General features: G+C 38.5%; 17 protein-coding genes. 13 read left to right on the plus strand and 4 right to left on the minus strand.

Annotated features, from left to right (window positions below):
• The first annotated feature begins 111 nt into the window (after window positions 1–111).
• The 6 genes from C1A06_RS08665 (at window position 112) to cdaA (ending at window position 5,216) form a co-directional block, all read left to right on the plus strand.
• Window positions 112–981 carry a YicC/YloC family endoribonuclease gene (locus tag C1A06_RS08665; RefSeq protein ID WP_101689863.1) on the plus strand — a complete coding sequence of 290 codons (870 nt, stop codon included), beginning with the start codon at window positions 112–114 and terminating at the stop codon, window positions 979–981.
• 272 nt (window positions 982–1,253) lie between these two features.
• A complete protein-coding gene (gene gmk, locus C1A06_RS08670; RefSeq protein WP_101689864.1) occupies window positions 1,254–1,817 on the plus strand; it encodes a guanylate kinase in 564 nt (187 codons plus the stop codon).
• The gene (gene nadD, locus C1A06_RS08675) at window positions 1,814–2,389 is read left to right on the plus strand and encodes a nicotinate (nicotinamide) nucleotide adenylyltransferase (RefSeq protein ID WP_101689865.1); all 576 of its coding nucleotides are present in this window, start codon (window positions 1,814–1,816) and stop codon (window positions 2,387–2,389) included. The genes gmk and nadD overlap by 4 nt, the downstream gene beginning before the upstream one ends.
• A 10-nt stretch (window positions 2,390–2,399) precedes the next feature.
• Window positions 2,400–3,572, plus strand: coding sequence for a M24 family metallopeptidase (locus tag C1A06_RS08680; protein ID WP_101689866.1), 1,173 nt, complete (start codon window positions 2,400–2,402; stop codon window positions 3,570–3,572).
• A 9-nt stretch (window positions 3,573–3,581) separates the two neighbouring features.
• Window positions 3,582–4,421 carry a dihydropteroate synthase gene (gene folP / locus C1A06_RS08685; RefSeq protein ID WP_101689867.1) on the plus strand — a complete coding sequence of 280 codons (840 nt, stop codon included), beginning with the start codon at window positions 3,582–3,584 and terminating at the stop codon, window positions 4,419–4,421.
• A gap of 21 nt (window positions 4,422–4,442) precedes the next feature.
• Complete coding sequence (cdaA, locus tag C1A06_RS08690; protein ID WP_101689868.1) at window positions 4,443–5,216, plus strand: diadenylate cyclase CdaA; 774 nt, start codon at window positions 4,443–4,445, stop codon at window positions 5,214–5,216.
• 62 nt (window positions 5,217–5,278) lie between these two features.
• Here cdaA and C1A06_RS08695 read toward each other — a convergent pair whose 3' ends face one another.
• Complete coding sequence (locus tag C1A06_RS08695) at window positions 5,279–6,796, minus strand: DUF4419 domain-containing protein (RefSeq protein ID WP_101689869.1); 1,518 nt, start codon at window positions 6,794–6,796, stop codon at window positions 5,279–5,281.
• 146 nt (window positions 6,797–6,942) lie between these two features.
• On the opposite strand from C1A06_RS08695, the gene C1A06_RS15060 reads away from it, so the two are divergent.
• Window positions 6,943–7,092 carry a hypothetical protein gene (locus tag C1A06_RS15060; protein WP_159461394.1) on the plus strand — a complete coding sequence of 50 codons (150 nt, stop codon included), beginning with the start codon at window positions 6,943–6,945 and terminating at the stop codon, window positions 7,090–7,092.
• A 39-nt stretch (window positions 7,093–7,131) separates the two neighbouring features.
• Here C1A06_RS15060 and C1A06_RS08700 read toward each other — a convergent pair whose 3' ends face one another.
• From C1A06_RS08700 to C1A06_RS08710, 3 genes are read right to left on the minus strand one after another with little or no spacing between them, the layout of a single operon-like run.
• Complete coding sequence (locus tag C1A06_RS08700; protein WP_101689870.1) at window positions 7,132–8,595, minus strand: hypothetical protein; 1,464 nt, start codon at window positions 8,593–8,595, stop codon at window positions 7,132–7,134.
• A gap of 18 nt (window positions 8,596–8,613) precedes the next feature.
• On the minus strand, window positions 8,614–9,078 hold the full coding sequence (locus C1A06_RS08705; RefSeq protein WP_101689871.1) for a CYTH domain-containing protein: 465 nt from the start codon (window positions 9,076–9,078) through the stop codon (window positions 8,614–8,616).
• A gap of 11 nt (window positions 9,079–9,089) precedes the next feature.
• Entirely contained in the window at window positions 9,090–10,169 is a 1,080-nt protein-coding gene (locus tag C1A06_RS08710; protein ID WP_101689872.1) for a DUF4831 family protein, read from the minus strand.
• 245 nt (window positions 10,170–10,414) lie between these two features.
• Here C1A06_RS08710 and C1A06_RS08715 point away from each other — a divergent pair, with 245 nt between their 5' ends.
• The 6 genes from C1A06_RS08715 to porX all read left to right on the plus strand — a co-directional run bounded on the left by C1A06_RS08715 (window position 10,415) and on the right by porX (window position 15,634).
• Window positions 10,415–10,690 carry an HU family DNA-binding protein gene (locus C1A06_RS08715; RefSeq protein WP_101689873.1) on the plus strand — a complete coding sequence of 92 codons (276 nt, stop codon included), beginning with the start codon at window positions 10,415–10,417 and terminating at the stop codon, window positions 10,688–10,690.
• A gap of 267 nt (window positions 10,691–10,957) precedes the next feature.
• Complete coding sequence (locus tag C1A06_RS08720; RefSeq protein ID WP_101689874.1) at window positions 10,958–12,532, plus strand: Rne/Rng family ribonuclease; 1,575 nt, start codon at window positions 10,958–10,960, stop codon at window positions 12,530–12,532.
• A 79-nt stretch (window positions 12,533–12,611) separates the two neighbouring features.
• Window positions 12,612–13,238, plus strand: coding sequence for a hypothetical protein (locus C1A06_RS08725; RefSeq protein ID WP_101689875.1), 627 nt, complete (start codon window positions 12,612–12,614; stop codon window positions 13,236–13,238).
• 61 nt (window positions 13,239–13,299) lie between these two features.
• A complete protein-coding gene (locus C1A06_RS08730; RefSeq protein WP_101689876.1) occupies window positions 13,300–13,713 on the plus strand; it encodes a hypothetical protein in 414 nt (137 codons plus the stop codon).
• A gap of 89 nt (window positions 13,714–13,802) precedes the next feature.
• Entirely contained in the window at window positions 13,803–14,021 is a 219-nt protein-coding gene (locus C1A06_RS08735) for a hypothetical protein (protein WP_101689877.1), read from the plus strand.
• 62 nt (window positions 14,022–14,083) lie between these two features.
• The gene (gene porX, locus C1A06_RS08740; RefSeq protein WP_101689878.1) at window positions 14,084–15,634 is read left to right on the plus strand and encodes a T9SS response regulator signal transducer PorX; all 1,551 of its coding nucleotides are present in this window, start codon (window positions 14,084–14,086) and stop codon (window positions 15,632–15,634) included.

The raw sequence follows: 15,634 nt of genomic DNA on the forward strand, positions 1-15,634 counted from the left end.
TAGCTCAAATAGCCAAATTCAAGCATTTTTTACGCATTTAAAGTGCAGATAATTAATAATAAGACTTAAATTTATATACTTTTGTATCCTGTAAACATAAAATCACAACGGATGATTAAATCGATGACCGGCTTTGGTAAAGCCATTGGAGAATTGCAAGAACGCAAAGTTACTGTAGAAATTAAGTCTCTTAACAGCAAACAAATGGATCTTTCGGTCCGTATGCCCAATATATACAAAGAATATGAGATGCCGTTGCGCAACTATCTGAGCAATACGCTTGAGCGAGGCAAAGTAGATTTCCTTTTGTATACTGAATCGATAAACGGAGAGACCAGCAACAGCATCAACCAAAGCGTTGTAGAAGCTTACCACAAACAAATAACCGAGTCGGCAGCCAAATTAGGAGTTAGCGTTCCTAACGATTGGTTTACAACACTGCTTCGTATGCCCGATGTAATGAAATACGAAGTACAAGAAATAGATAGTGAAGAATGGAGCGAAGTTCTGAAAATAGTTGAAGAAGCTGTAGCTAAACTTAACGATTTCCGCCAACAAGAAGGTCAGATGCTGGAAGATTTATTCAAAACAAAAATTGCCAACATCAAAGAATTATTGATTAGTGTTGATCAATTTGACGCCGATCGTATAGAAAAGGTAAGAACACGTATTACCGAAAGCATCGAAAATCTGAATGTAGATTACGACAAAAATCGTCTGGAACAAGAATTGATTTATTATATCGAAAAGCTGGATGTTAACGAAGAAAAAAATCGTTTGAATAATCACTTGAAATATTTCATCGAAACTCTTAAAAACGGATCAGGTCAAGGTAAAAAACTTGGATTCATCACACAAGAGATCGGTCGTGAAATAAACACGCTGGGTTCGAAGGCAAACAATGCCGAAATGCAACAGATAGTTGTACAGATGAAAGACGAACTTGAACAAATAAAAGAACAAGTTCTGAATGTTCTGTAACCCTTCATATCTGAAATAAAATAACCAAACAAGAAAATTTAAATTCGGTTATCTATACAAACATAGAGTTTCAATAGCTATAAAACGTTATTGAAACTTCTTTTTTAAGGATTATCTATTTATGAAGCTATCGCAAGTCAACGAAAAGCAATATCTTTGTTTAAAAATTCGGCTCACGAAAGTTATCTTCTGAATGATAAAGAAGAATGGCAACAAGCTATCACTGATTTTTTATCGTTCGGATCAAATAAAGAATAACTACTATTTACAACATGAGTAAACTAATTATTTTTTCAGCGCCTTCGGGCTCTGGCAAATCGACCATTATCAATTATCTCCTTTCGCAAAACCTTGGATTGGAGTTTTCGATATCTGCCACCAGCAGACCTCCGCGTGGCAGCGAACAACATGGGATTGAATACTACTTTCTTTCGCCCGACGAATTTCGTGAGCGTATTGCTCGTGATGAATTCCTCGAATACGAAGAAGTTTATCCCGATCGATTTTACGGAACACTGAAATCGGAAGTTGACCGCATAGCAGCAAAAGGTCACTTCGTAATATTCGATGTAGATGTAGTGGGCGGATGCAATATCAAAGAATATTATAAAGAAAATGCCCTTTCGATATTTGTCGAACCACCATCAATCGAAGAGCTTCGTGCCCGACTCAACGGCAGGGGTACCGATTCTCCTGAAGTAATTGAGGACCGCATCGCCAAGGCCGAATTCGAGCTTGCTTTTGCTCCCAAATTCGATGTCGTTATAGTAAATGACAATCTTGACCACGCAAAAGAAACAGCTTTAAACGTCATAAAAGACTTTTTATCGAAATGAAAATAGGAATCTACTCTGGATCATTCAACCCGATACATATCGGGCATCTAGCTTTGGCTAATTATATTGTCGAGTTTACCGACCTCGACGAAGTCTGGATGCTTGTTAGCCCTCAAAATCCTTTCAAAGAAGAGGATAAACTTGTTTCGGAGCGTCAGCGATTTGAGATGGTAAAACTGGCAGTAGAAGGATATCGCGGAATACGTGCAAGCGATTTCGAACTAACTTTGCCAAAACCTTCGTACACTATCACTACATTGCAAAGCTTAAAAAGAATGTATCCCGAGCATGAATTCTCACTGATAATGGGAGCCGACAACTGGTCAGTCATCGAAAAATGGAAAGACTACACAAATTTAATCGAAGATTTTGCAATTAAGATTTATCCACGTCTCGGCGACAACATTACCATACCACCACGACTTCGCGATAAAGTAGAGGTTATCGATTCTCCTATTATGGAAATTTCATCAACTTTCATCCGCGAAAGTATTGCCGAAGGCAAATGCATCAAAGCGTTTCTGCCCGAAAAAGTACAACAATACATTATAGCAAACGAGCTATACAAATAAAGCAGACATCATGACATACCAAGAAGAACTAATTAAAGATTTAAGTATCCGCCTAGCCAAACTACAAGCAGCTATGCAATCAGGCGGTTACGAAGCGTGTATTGTATCGACGCCAGTCAATGTTTTTTATCTTACCGGAGTTATCTACAATGGCTATTGCTATGTTCCGGCCGAGGGTAAACCTCTTCACTTTCTGAAAAGAACTGAGAATTTTAAGTTCGAAAATATAATTCCGATTCGCAAACCTGAGCAAATTAGCGAAGAGTTCGCTAAACTGAATATTCCGCTTCCTAAAAACGTTCTGCTCGAAGTAGATCTTTTGCCCTATACCGAATGTAGCCGTCTGATGGGAATGTTGGGTATAGAAAAAGCTGCCAACGCTTCGGTATTGATGCGTCAGGTACGTATGATCAAAACTGATTTTGAAATTGAGCAAGTAAGGCTTTGCGCCAAACAACATCAGGCAGTATATGCTACCATTCCATCCCTATTTCGTCGGGGAATGACAGACATACAGCTTCAAATTGAGATCGAACGTCAAATGCGACTTCACGGATCGCACGGTATTTTCAGAAGCTATGGTATGAACATGGATATCTTTATGGGTAGCCTCTTGACCGGCGATAATGCGCAGGCATCTTCGCCATTCGATTTTGCTCTCGGCGGTCATGGTACTGAGATTCTTCCATTGGGAGCTACCGGCGAAGAAATAAAAGAAGGAATGACTATTATGGTAGATATGGCGGGAAATTACCGCCCATGGATGGACGATATGACGCGTGTCTTCTCCGTAGGAAAAACTACAGAATTGGCATACAAAGCCCACGAAGTATCTCGCGAAATTCATGCAAAAATAGAAGCCACGGCTAAACCCGGAACATCTTGCGCCGAAATATACAACATAGCTATGGACTACGTCCAGAAAAACAATCTGGAAGATTATTTCATGGGAACTATACAGCAAGCCAAATTCGTAGGACATGGTGTTGGTATTGAAATAAACGAACCACCGGTTCTGACTCCTCGATCGAAAGAAGTACTTGAGCCGAACATCGTTTTTGCTCTCGAGCCTAAGTTTGTCATTCCGCAAATAGGTGCAGTAGGCAACGAGAATACACTTCTGGTAACAGAAACCGGTATCGAAAAATTGACTATATTCGAAGAATCAATCATCGAATTGTAAATCAAACGGATGAAAACAATCAACATAAAAGGACAGCTTGTCGATTTCAACGAACCTCTGGTAATGGGAATCGTCAACATTACGCCCGATTCATTCTACTCGGCGAGTCGCAAGCAAGATGAAGCTGATATAATAGCGCGCATTCAGCAAATTGTAGACGAAGGCGGTAAAATTATTGATATCGGCGGGCAATCGTCGAATCCTAAATCGCCGTTTTTATCGGCCGAAGAAGAGATGAGCAGACTGAGATATGCCTTAGCTATCATCAACCGCGAGTTTCCCGATATCACTATTTCAGTCGATACTTTTTATGGCAGTGTAGCTGCCGAGTGTGTCGAAAAATATGGCGTAGCCATCATCAACGATATATCGGGTGGACAAATTGACAAAGACATGTTCAAGACTGCAGCACGTTTGCAAGTTCCCTATATTCTGATGCATATGCGTGGCACACCGCAAGATATGAATCAAAAAACGGACTATAAAAACCTGATTCAGGATATTTTTTTATATTTTTCCGAAAAAATAAGAGAACTGAACCTGCTTGGCGTTAATGATATCATCGTTGATCCCGGTTTTGGATTCAGCAAGACTCTCGATCAGAATTACGAGCTTTTTGCAGCGTTGCGTGGATTCGAAATACTTGATTGTCCTCTACTTGTTGGCATTTCCCGAAAAAGCATGATTTATAATTTATTAGGGATTTCTTCGGCCGAAAGTTTAAATGGTACAACAGTTTTAAATACATTTGCGTTGCAGAATGGTGCGAATATACTTCGCGTTCACGATGTAAAAGCGGCAGTTGAAGCTGTAAAGATTACAGAAAAGCTGAAACAATACGCTTTTTGAAAATACGAAGATTAAGAATATATGATCAATTTCGGAATAAAAGATATTATTGACATTGTACTGGTAGCTATGCTTATGTATCAGCTTTACCGCTTGGTGCAGCGTGCAGGTACTTCGTCGGCCGTATTCAAGGGCGTAATATCTTTTATCGTTATCTGGATTCTGGTTTCTTACGTATTCGAAATGCGACTACTTGGAAGTATCTTCAATCAGATTGCTCAAGTAGGACTGCTTATCCTTATCATTGTTTTTCAAGACGAGATCAGGCGTTTCCTCATGTCAATAGGTTCGCACAAAGCATTTTCATTTTTATTTCCAAAGAAAAAGAAAAACGTACTTACCGATGCTATTATTACGCCGATTGTCATTGCATGTTCCAATATGGCACGCGCACACACTGGCGCACTAATAGTCATACAACAAGAAATTCCACTTTCGAATATTGTCAAAACAGGAGAAGAAATCGATGCCGAGATCAGCACACGGCTCATCGAGAACTTATTCTTCAAGAATAGTCCTCTGCACGATGGAGCAATGATCATCATTGGCGACCGCATCAAAGCTGCTGGTTGTATATTACCCGTAACCCAAAGTCCGGATCTTCCAAAATATCTAGGATTAAGGCACCGCGCAGCTGTAGCTATCTCGCAGGAAACTGATGCAAAAGTTATTGTAGTATCGGAAGAAAGAGGGAAAATATCTTATGTTGCTGATGGAAAAATCCAAATCAGTATCACCCCCGAGCAATTGCAAGAATTGCTGATGGACAGTTTCACTAAGGGTAAGAAGAAATAAAGAGCCATATAAATTAGCTTTTATTTAAAACACCGTTTAGCCCCTCATTTCGAAAAAATAAATCATTTGCCATTTATCTGTAGCTTTGTATTAGGGAAAAGTTTGCGTATTCTACGCATTTCAGCCTTAGAAGCTTCGCCCCACAAGTAAAGTTCTTTGATATCCATATCGCCCATTTCATCAGGAATGCGAATTTCTTCCACAAAAGTGATACTTACTGAATTTGCTTTTTTTAGTCTCAATAATTCTTTAGGGATAGTATCGGTTTCGAAAAATATAAAACTGTCTTTACCCTTCTCGAAATAATATTCTAACACTGAATTTCTATTCTCTTTTCGACGAATCAACCAGCCTATTTCCGGCTTCAGAGCCATTGTCTCCCTACATTGCTTGACACCCATAAAACCAGCCCATATCTCTAAAGGAACAGTTATCGTGTCAGAGACATTCACCTGAGTAAAATTCAGATCGACTCGATGAATTTCAGATACTAGATCAGCATCAAGAGCCAATGTCTTAAGATCACACTTTTTACCCGTCGCATAATATGGAAAGAACTTTACGATCCACCCATCAGCTACCCTAGGCTCTCCGCACATCATTGGATCATGAATTTTAAAAATCTTTCTCCAAAAAAGATTATCAACATTTCCTTTCGATGATTGTATGATTTTTTCTAAGACCGGCTCTATTTCTTCAATCCACCACTCGAGCTTATACTTTTTCAGACTTTGTGCTTTAGCCAGCACTCGTTCCCAATCTGCAGTTGTTCCTTCTAATGTTATTTCTGGAATGCCACAGACTGACATCGAATGTACGAATTCGAAATAACTTTGAAACGTACCCATTATGGTTATCTGCGAAACGGTACGGCTCACATCTGTTGTTGTCGTGAAATCAGCACGCAATATATCTATCAATTCCTTTCCTGTATATTTCGCTATCTCAGGCGGAAAAGTGGCAAAGATGTCTTCCCAAGTCAAATTATCTGTTATCAAAGACTCTGTTTTAAGAGTACGTTTTCCTTCGAAATCGACAAAGAACGGACGCATTTCCTCGGAGTTGAAATTAACATGATTAGCAAAGCCCTGCGAAATAAGCAACCAAATCATATCTGGAGATAAAATCAACGGTCGATGCCTTTCATAAGCAATACGAACCGTTTTCCAGAAAGGATGATTTGCACTTGAAAAAACTAAAGAATCACTACCAGCATAATGACCTCTGATCTTACTATCAATAAGAGGTCCGTCTTCCAATTCGAATTTTGATACTCCAAGCTCTAAATTGACCAAATAATCTAAGACAGACTTCAGCGGCATTTCATCTATAAGCTCTGTATCTCTCACTAATTCCTCGACATCAAACGTAATACTATGTACCGAATCGTCGCCTCTAACTTTCATTGGCCTACTTTTAGGATATATCACATGGCTATCGTCTACATAAGGTAAAGTATCCTGAAATGTAGCCTCCACCACATCGGATTGTTTATCTTTGGTTGAATCTTTTGAGTGACAAGCAGCAATGCCTAATATGACGCAGAAACAGAAACAAAGCAAGGAGCTGATTTTTTTCATGGCACTGGATTTAGATTATTCTCTTAAAGATAATTATTAAAACATGCTAAAACTGTATAAACACTAAAAAATATAAATATTCCTGCACCGACGAACAATCTCAAAAAATGTTTCTATCTTTACGATAACGTACAAAAGTAGTTAATATGAAAAGTGAAGATAAAATGAACAGTACATCTAAAAAAGTATTAGCAGTAGCTATTATAGCAGCTGTTAGCAGCGTGGCAGTGTATGCGTATGTTCAATCAAAAAAAAAAGAAGAGAAGAGAAAAAATCTACCGATGACGTTTATGTAAGATCTCGTATGAGCAGATATGCACCATGTCGCATGGCTGCTAATCGAGCTCACTTACATCACTGATTCCTTTTTTGTTGACCAGTAAACGGTATTTACGGTAGTAGGTTTCATTGTTCGATACACAAGCTATAATCATATATAAGGGGTACTCTTTGTACCCTTTTATCGTTTTGTAACCATTATCCGCATCAACCATATAAAGAGGCAAAGTAGGATCGGCCATCTTCTGCACAAACCCCGACAGATTGAAACGCGTAATATCATTGATCCCCGTCAGGCGATATTGTTTATATTTCTCGATATCCTTGCGTGAAAGACGAACTAACTTACGATACATCATAACTTTTTCGTCATAAATCTGATTCTCAGCCTCAACCAACGGACTTCTGTTGCGCAGAGCCTGAATTTCTTCGGGAACACGCTCTTCGGGAATAACATCAAAAGACTCTTTTATCCAGCCGATTTCCTGATTACGAACATTCAATTTTCGCTTATGATCGAAATACTTGCGGCTCATATGTGACGAAAAATAGTAACGCATCAGATCCTTAATACGATCTTTACCTATATAACTAATAACCAAAATGATAAAAAGGTCGGTCGTGAAATTACCGAAACGCTGAGTTGCAAAAAAAGATATAACTGTAGCAAAAATCATGGCTACTCCGGCGGCAATACCATATAACACTTGCTCGGTCAGAGCGCCATCTTTCTTTTGGGTAACGTGCAGATACAAATCGCTTTCGACAAACTTTTTCAGAGCTGTACGCTTTATTACCAGCAACTTGTTATGATCATCATTTCCTTCGACGGGCAATTGATAACCCATTTTACGCTTGTAATCCTGCTCATCAAGAAGCAATTCGACCAGAGGTTTCTTCAATTCTGCAAATTCGGGATTATTCTTATGGGCAACCATTATCCTGAATACGTGTTGCGCAATCGTATTTGCCCAGAATTCGTCGCCAAACAAGAAATAATCACGCTGCTTATCACTTATCGTATCCACTTCGAGGCGCGAATATTGCGAACGAAATCGTTCCGATATCTCTCGAATCTGCTCTACTAATTTATCAATTCGTTTTTTCAGAAAAACATTATCCCTTTCGCAAAGAATGAAATTGGTCTGATCACGCAAAGCACTTTTTGTGATGCAGGCAAACATCTTCACCTGATAAAGATAATTTTCAGTTTTGGCCTCACTATCCGGCTCGCCCAACAGCTCGCCTATTGCTCGCTGCAAACGAGGTATCGGTCCTCGTCCTTCTTCCAGAATTCCGGCTATCGTATAGACCGGAGTAATAAGACGGATATTGTTTTTTGTATCTCGGTAGAATTGTTCTTTCGTGTAGGTCGACCGATTTATATCCAGACTATTAGGCACATAAATCCATGTATTGATCTTAAACTCACTAAAATCAGTATCATTCTGATCGGGTACAAAACCGACTTTTGTCTCGATCGAGAACTTGTCATGTATTTTTATTTCGGGTATTATCATCTGCCTATAGCATACAGATCACCATTTTGTATAAGGTTGTTTCACCAGCGAAGCATTGTAATAGCGTTCGTCGCCAGTCACTTCTTCGCCAAGCCATTCGGGCTTTTCGTATTTTTCATCTTCGCTACCTAACTCAATTTCAGCAACTATCAGCCCTTCATTCTCGCCAAAGAACTCATCGACTTCAAAAACATGCTTGCCCACAGGAATCAGATAACGCGTTTTATCGATTACTCCGGGTTCACACAACTTGATAAGCTCTTTTGCTTCCGCAATATCAATTTCTTTTTCCCACTCAAAACGTGTTAACCCATTTGCCGAGCTATTTCCTTTGATTGTCAAGAAAGCTTTATCTCCGGCTATTCGGACACGAACCGCACGCTCGGGAACAGAAGACAGATATCCTTGTACAATATGCGTATGACTAATGGCCAAACTTTTAAAGTCGCCTCCGACCAGAAACTTCCTCTCTATTTCGACCATACCACTGGTTTTTATTGTATAATTTGCTGAATTGCACCTAGTTTAGGATAGAATATCACTTTTATAGGGCGTTTATTGTTATCGAACATATTAGGAGCCAAAACATCCTGAATACCATATTGAACAATATCGCACTCTTTGTTTACAAAAGCTTTATTATTGTATGATATTTTCAACATTCCTTTTCCTGGCACATTATAGATAATGCCTTTCGAGAATTTCTTCTCCATTTCTTTGGCTTCTTTTTCTGTCAACTCTTGCTCAACACGAGGCTCTTTGTTCGTCAAGCTGATATAAACCGGAGCTCCGGACAAGTCGTTTGGCTCAACTACTCCCAATTTGCTAGAAAAACGAAAAAGTATTTCACGCTCTATATCCTGCTTGTCGGGTATAACAGTAAAGGTACGCAAACCTTTCTCGGTCGTTTTTGTCCCAATAAACATAGCCATAAGTGCTTTTTCCTGAGCATCAAGCTGATTCATAACCAATTCATAAGCAGCTCCATCCGGTGGCATATTATCGGCCTCGCCCGTCAAGATATTGGTACGACTCTCGCGTAAACGATATATTTGTTTCGCTATCAACTCTGCTTGCTTAGCCGTAGATCCGGCACGAAGAATTTCTTCCGACAAAAATGTATTCGGGTTCAAAATCACTTCATTCTTCGATTCTTGAACCACAGTTTGTTTAACATTTGGTACAAAATCATAACCCGAATTGATTGCACAGATCAAACCATCCTCGGTCAGCGTTACATAAGGAGCAGTGGTGTTAGCACGAAATTCCACTTGATATGAATTCTGACTATCGATCACGCCTTCCGTTTCGGCAGTCAAGCCATCCAACGTATATTGGACTTCATTCTCAATTATCGGATTCGAAATATTCAGATAACGCTCGGCATACTGGTAGTACTGCCCCGCTTTCAGGGTCGTCTTAGTATATTCGGCAGTCACTTTAATCGAAGTTTTCGGCAACGAATAATTCACGCCAAAGTTATTGCCTTTAACGGCATTCATCCGCACTGTATTCTGCGCTGTCAACGTACACGACAAAGCTGCGCTAACTACTAGTAATATAAAGGTTTTCATATAAAATCAATTTGCTATTCCTATAATACAAAGCTAAGTATTTTTTTTGATAATGATATATTTCGAATATTATTGTATGTGAAGACGGATTTCGAACAGCTAACTATTCGAACGCACATTTTGAGGATAAACTAGTAGAAACGAGTTTTTTATGTTTTTTTTATGTGTTTTTTTTTATATGCTAAATAAAAGCTATATATTTGCAGACCAAAAAATTAATTATACAGAATTAAAAAATATTTGAAATGACAAAAGCGGATATCGTTAATGAAATTGCCAAAAACACTGGCATCGACAAAGCAACTGTATTGAAAACAGTAGAGTCGTTTATGGAAGTTGTTAAGGACTCTTTGAGCAAAGACGAAAATGTGTACCTAAGAGGGTTCGGTAGTTTCATCGTGAAAACAAGAGCAGAAAAAACTGCACGTAACATATCTAAAAATACAACTATTATCATACCTGCACACTCAGTTCCAGCTTTCAAACCGGCTAAAACTTTTGTTGCACAAGTTAGAAAATAATATTCTTAACAAATAACATATTAAAAACTAAAAGATATGCCAAGCGGAAAAAAAAGAAAAAGACATAAAATGTCTACGCACAAGCGTAAAAAAAGACTTAGAAAGAATAGACATAAAAAAAGAAAATAAAATAACTTTTTAGTCTGAAAATGTACAAGAACAAACTTAAAATTGTAAAATAATTTATAAGTTTGTTCTTTGCGCATATTGGCAGCTGCCAAATAATGCCACAAGCTCTTTGAAATCATTATTAAAATCTAAAATAATATGGATAGTGAACTAATTGTAAACGTCCAAGCAGACGAAGTATCCATCGCAGTTCTGGAAGACAAAAAACTTGTAGAACTACAAAAAGAAGGACGCGACGTCTCGTTTGCCGTGGGCAATATTTATGCCGCAAAAGTAAAAAAACTGATGCCCGGGCTGAATGCTGCCTTCGTAGACATAGGCTACAAAAAGGATGCTTTTCTTCATTATTTAGATCTCGGTCCACAATTTAAATCTATTGCAAATTTCTACCAACAAGCATTAGCCGACACCAAGAAATTCCCCAACATTTCGAAGATGAAGCTCGAGCCCGACATCGAAAAAAACGGGTCGATTAACGATATACTGAAGGTAGGAGATCAAATTCTGGTACAAGTGGCAAAAGAACCAATTTCGACAAAAGGCCCACGCCTTACATCCGAAATATCATTTGCAGGTCGTTACCTTGTACTGATTCCGTTCAACGACAAAGTCTCTGTTTCACAGAAAATTAAATCGCGGGAAGAGCGAATAAGACTTAAACAGCTCATCCAGAGCATAAAGCCAAAAAACTTCGGGGTAATCGTGAGAACTGTTGCCGAAGGAAAAAAAGTTCAGGAACTAGACACTGAATTGAAAACCCTTGTTAAGAGATGGGATGACAACATGCCCAAAATACAAAACTCGAAGCTACCCGCACTTATATTTGAAGAGACCGGACGTATTGTAGGACTATTGCGCGACGTATTCAGTCCATCATTTAGTCACATACACGTAAACGACAAAGAGACATACGCACAGATCAAAGATTATATAACACTCATCTCGCCCGAGAAAAAAGATATCGTAAAACTTTATGAAGGCGAACTGACAATCTTCGACAACTTTGCCGTTACAAAACAGATAAAAGCCTTATTCGGAAGAACCGTTACTTTCCGCAATGGAGCTTACTTAATAATAGAGCATACGGAAGCTCTGCACGTAATAGACGTAAATAGTGGAAACCGATCGAAAAACCCTGAGGCCGGACAGGAGCGCAATGCATGGGAAGTAAATGCCGCCGCGGCCGAGGAGATAGCACGACAATTGAGACTGCGTGATATGGGAGGGATCATCGTGATAGACTTTATCGACATGACACAGAACGAGAATAAGGCGAATCTGCTGGCAAAAATGCAGGAAGCCATGTCCAACGATAGAGCAAAACATAATATTCTGCCTCTGAGCAAATTCGGATTGATGCAAATCACACGCCAACGAGTGAGACCCGAAATGGAAATTTCGACAACCGAAGCTTGTCCCGACTGTAATGGTAAAGGCGAAGTACGCCCATCAATACTATTTACAGACACCATGCGCTCGAAAATCAGCTATCTGGTAAACGATCTAAATGTAAAGAAATTCACCTTGCACGTACATCCGTACGTAGATGCCTTTATTAAAAAAGGATTTCTTTCGCTAAATACTCAATGGAAATGGCGATATGGCCGAGGATTCAAGATTATTCCTAATCAGGATCTGGCATATCTCGAATACCATTTCTACGATGAAAAGGGCGAAGAAATAAATATGAAACAAAAATATGAAATGATATAATGAAAGCGGGAATCGTTGTGGGGACGATTTCCGCTTTTGTTTTTTATGTATCTTTATAGATAATGGATATACTCATAATATGCTGAAAGATTTAATAAGATTAGCTCTTTTTGAAAAGCGTACACTTCTTCAGGGATGGATAGTATGCTCATTGCTAGTATTTCCATTAACCTTTCTGCCGGTACTGGTCTCTGATGGCTTCAATATCCTAGCAATCATCCGACGCATTCCTCTATCCATATTATATTCAACTTCATTTTCGCTCATTGCCGTCATTGTATCAATTATTAATAATTTCAACGAATTAAGTATGAAACGTGATGTTTTCAATTATCCAGCTTTCACAAGTCTTAATTTTCAGGGGAAAATGGATGGTTTTGGAAACATCGTGGAAGATATAGACATGTTTATCATGGGTGAAATAGAGGAGTATCGTTTCATTATAAAACTTGAGAATATAAATCTAAGAAAAAGGACTACAGATGTTATAATCATCCCATTCCTTGACATATATGAAGATAAATCACTCGTAAAAAGACTAATAGCAGAACAAGGTTTCTACAAAGACACTGTTCTCAAGAAAAAGATAAAAGCCTCTCAAGCAGATTTAGAGACAGATGCCTTTATTAGAAACCATCTTATAGAACTTTGTAGTTATCTAAGGAATAACGACATGGTTAGACACGATATTAAAGAAACTGTCTAACGAATTATATCTTACATTTTTATTTATCTTTATCTATACAAGTAAAAAAATATTGACTATCATGAAAAAAGCAATTTTCACATTCATAATATTCATAATATCTACGTGCTGCTTCTCTCAAAAGAAAGAAGTAATAGAACTATCGATAAAAGATGAAATATCAAAAGGCATATATTACTTTATCATTAATGGAGATGATAAGATTTTAGGAGATTCCATAACAATAGATATTGATGGATTAGAAATCATTTTTTCTAAATCTGATTTTCAGAAGAAAGCCTCGAAATGGCTTAGACGTTATTACTATGGGAGTGATTATATTGTTGAAAAGATTGAGGGAGATTCGACACATGACTATTTAATCTACAATCATTGCAACCGGCACGCATTCGTTACAGAGAATAAGAAAATAATAAAAATTAGACTGATTGAAAAACTCATAAACTGCGAGGAAACAAAGGGCGAGCTTGAATAGCTTTCAAATAATATACGCACCTAATAGAGCATGCTATAAATAATACAGAATTCTGATACAAGTGTTACTTTTTGACAATTAGGTTCAAGATGGCGGACAGACAATTAGATATAGACGGAATTAAAATAAGAGTAGTAGGAAATGTCGATAAAATCGAAGGATTCATATACTACACATGTTACATGGAAGATGGTAATTTTATAGTGTTTTCTAAGTTTGACGGAGATACCTTATTGCTAAATGGCAACGACAAAGGTGTAGATAAGAAACTGATACAGAAACTAATTGATATACTGAGTAACGATTAGAAGTAAGTCGTCAAATTTATGTAATTTTACACCGTACAAAAGATCATCTTCACCTATAAACAATGGCTGCTAAAAAGAAAATACTCTGGGCTGATGACGAGATTGACATACTTCGTCCTCACATCCTTTTTCTCGAAGAAAAGGGCTATTCTGTCACACCCGTCAACAGCGGGCAAGACGCATTAGATGCTATCAGAGAAAAGCTATTCGACATAATTTTCCTTGACGAACATATGCCCGGATTGAGCGGCTTAGATACATTAACGTTCATCAAAGAAATTGTACCCGACACACCTGTCGTAATGATCACGAAAAGCGAAGACGAAGGTATTATGACTAACGCTATCGGACGAAAAATAGCCGACTATCTGATCAAGCCAGTAAATCCTCATCAGATTCTTTTATCCCTCAAAAAGAATCTGCATAAAGATGATATCGTTACCGAAGCAACCGTAGAAAGTTACCGTGATGCATACAACCGCATCAATCAACAGATAAACGAAGCCGAAACTGCCGCCGACTGGACAGATATATATAATAAAATTACGAATTGGGATATCGAGCTAACGAGTTCTCAAAATCCGTTGCTCGATCTATTGAAAATGCAACGGCAAGAGGCTAATAACGCTTTCACGAAATTTATCAAGCGTAATTACGAATCGTGGATTCAAACACCGGACGAAGCACCGACGCAAAGTCCAAGAGTATTCAAGGAGAAGATTTTCCCCCTACTCGATCGCAACGAAAAAGTATTCGTCCTCTTAGTAGACAATCTTCGATTAGATCAGTGGCGTGAAATCAAAAACCTATTCGCTGCCGATTTCAACATTCAGGAAGATACTTACTTTAGTATTTTGCCTACTACAACACAATATGCACGCAATGCCATGTTTGCAGGATTAATGCCCTCTCAGATAGCAAAAATACATCCTACACTATGGGTGAATGAAGAAGATGAAGAAGGCAAAAACTTACATGAAGAGGAACTTCTAAGGGCTCAAATCGAGCGTTTACATCAATCTTATACTTTCAGCTACAATAAGCTAATGACTTCTGCCTCGGGCGAAAAATTAGCTCAGAATATATCGAATCTGTCGAACAATCAGCTCAACATAGTTGTTCTAAATTTCATTGATATGCTTTCGCATGCTCGTACCGACTCGAAGATGATTCGCGAGCTAGCCTCAGACGAAGCTGCTTACCGATCGCTTACCCGGTCGTGGGTCAAACATTCAAGTACGATTGATTTAGCTAAAAAAGCCGCAGCAATGGGATATAAGATTGTTCTGACAACCGATCATGGCACTATACGCGTGAAACGGCCGCAAAAAGTGACAGCCGAGAAAGATCAGATCAATTCGAATCCGCGTTACAAAGTAAGCCGTCACATCGGATACGATCGTAAACAGGTTTATGACATCTTGAATCCCGAAAAGGCAGGCCTACCAAGCCAGAATATAAGCAGTAAATATATCTTTGCTTGCAACGATGATTTCTTTGCTTATGCGAACAATCAAAATCAGTTTGTTTCGCATTATACCAATACATTTCAGCATGGTGGCATATCAATGGAAGAAATGATTGTACCTTTTATAACAATGACATTAAAATAA

This window comes from Dysgonomonas massiliensis (assembly GCF_900240225.1).
Taxonomy (GTDB): domain Bacteria; phylum Bacteroidota; class Bacteroidia; order Bacteroidales; family Dysgonomonadaceae; genus Dysgonomonas; species Dysgonomonas massiliensis.

Excerpts from the sequence above, each read along its gene's own strand:
- C1A06_RS08730 (WP_101689876.1), top strand. The coding sequence starts at position 13,300 with ATGAAAAAAGCAATTTTCACATTCATAATATTCATAATATCTACGTGC.
- C1A06_RS15060 (WP_159461394.1), top strand. The coding sequence starts at position 6,943 with ATGAAAAGTGAAGATAAAATGAACAGTACATCTAAAAAAGTATTAGCA.
- C1A06_RS08680 (WP_101689866.1), top strand. The coding sequence starts at position 2,400 with ATGACATACCAAGAAGAACTAATTAAAGATTTAAGTATCCGCCTAGCC.
- C1A06_RS08695 (WP_101689869.1), bottom strand. The coding sequence starts at position 6,796 with ATGAAAAAAATCAGCTCCTTGCTTTGTTTCTGTTTCTGCGTCATATTA.
- C1A06_RS08710 (WP_101689872.1), bottom strand. The coding sequence starts at position 10,169 with ATGAAAACCTTTATATTACTAGTAGTTAGCGCAGCTTTGTCGTGTACG.
- C1A06_RS08720 (WP_101689874.1), top strand. The coding sequence starts at position 10,958 with ATGGATAGTGAACTAATTGTAAACGTCCAAGCAGACGAAGTATCCATC.
- porX (WP_101689878.1), top strand. The coding sequence starts at position 14,084 with ATGGCTGCTAAAAAGAAAATACTCTGGGCTGATGACGAGATTGACATA.
- C1A06_RS08705 (WP_101689871.1), bottom strand. The coding sequence starts at position 9,078 with ATGGTCGAAATAGAGAGGAAGTTTCTGGTCGGAGGCGACTTTAAAAGT.
- folP (WP_101689867.1), top strand. The coding sequence starts at position 3,582 with ATGAAAACAATCAACATAAAAGGACAGCTTGTCGATTTCAACGAACCT.
- C1A06_RS08700 (WP_101689870.1), bottom strand. The coding sequence starts at position 8,595 with ATGATAATACCCGAAATAAAAATACATGACAAGTTCTCGATCGAGACA.
- cdaA (WP_101689868.1), top strand. The coding sequence starts at position 4,443 with ATGATCAATTTCGGAATAAAAGATATTATTGACATTGTACTGGTAGCT.
- nadD (WP_101689865.1), top strand. The coding sequence starts at position 1,814 with ATGAAAATAGGAATCTACTCTGGATCATTCAACCCGATACATATCGGG.
- C1A06_RS08735 (WP_101689877.1), top strand. The coding sequence starts at position 13,803 with ATGGCGGACAGACAATTAGATATAGACGGAATTAAAATAAGAGTAGTA.
- C1A06_RS08725 (WP_101689875.1), top strand. The coding sequence starts at position 12,612 with ATGCTGAAAGATTTAATAAGATTAGCTCTTTTTGAAAAGCGTACACTT.
- gmk (WP_101689864.1), top strand. The coding sequence starts at position 1,254 with ATGAGTAAACTAATTATTTTTTCAGCGCCTTCGGGCTCTGGCAAATCG.
- C1A06_RS08715 (WP_101689873.1), top strand. The coding sequence starts at position 10,415 with ATGACAAAAGCGGATATCGTTAATGAAATTGCCAAAAACACTGGCATC.
- C1A06_RS08665 (WP_101689863.1), top strand. The coding sequence starts at position 112 with ATGATTAAATCGATGACCGGCTTTGGTAAAGCCATTGGAGAATTGCAA.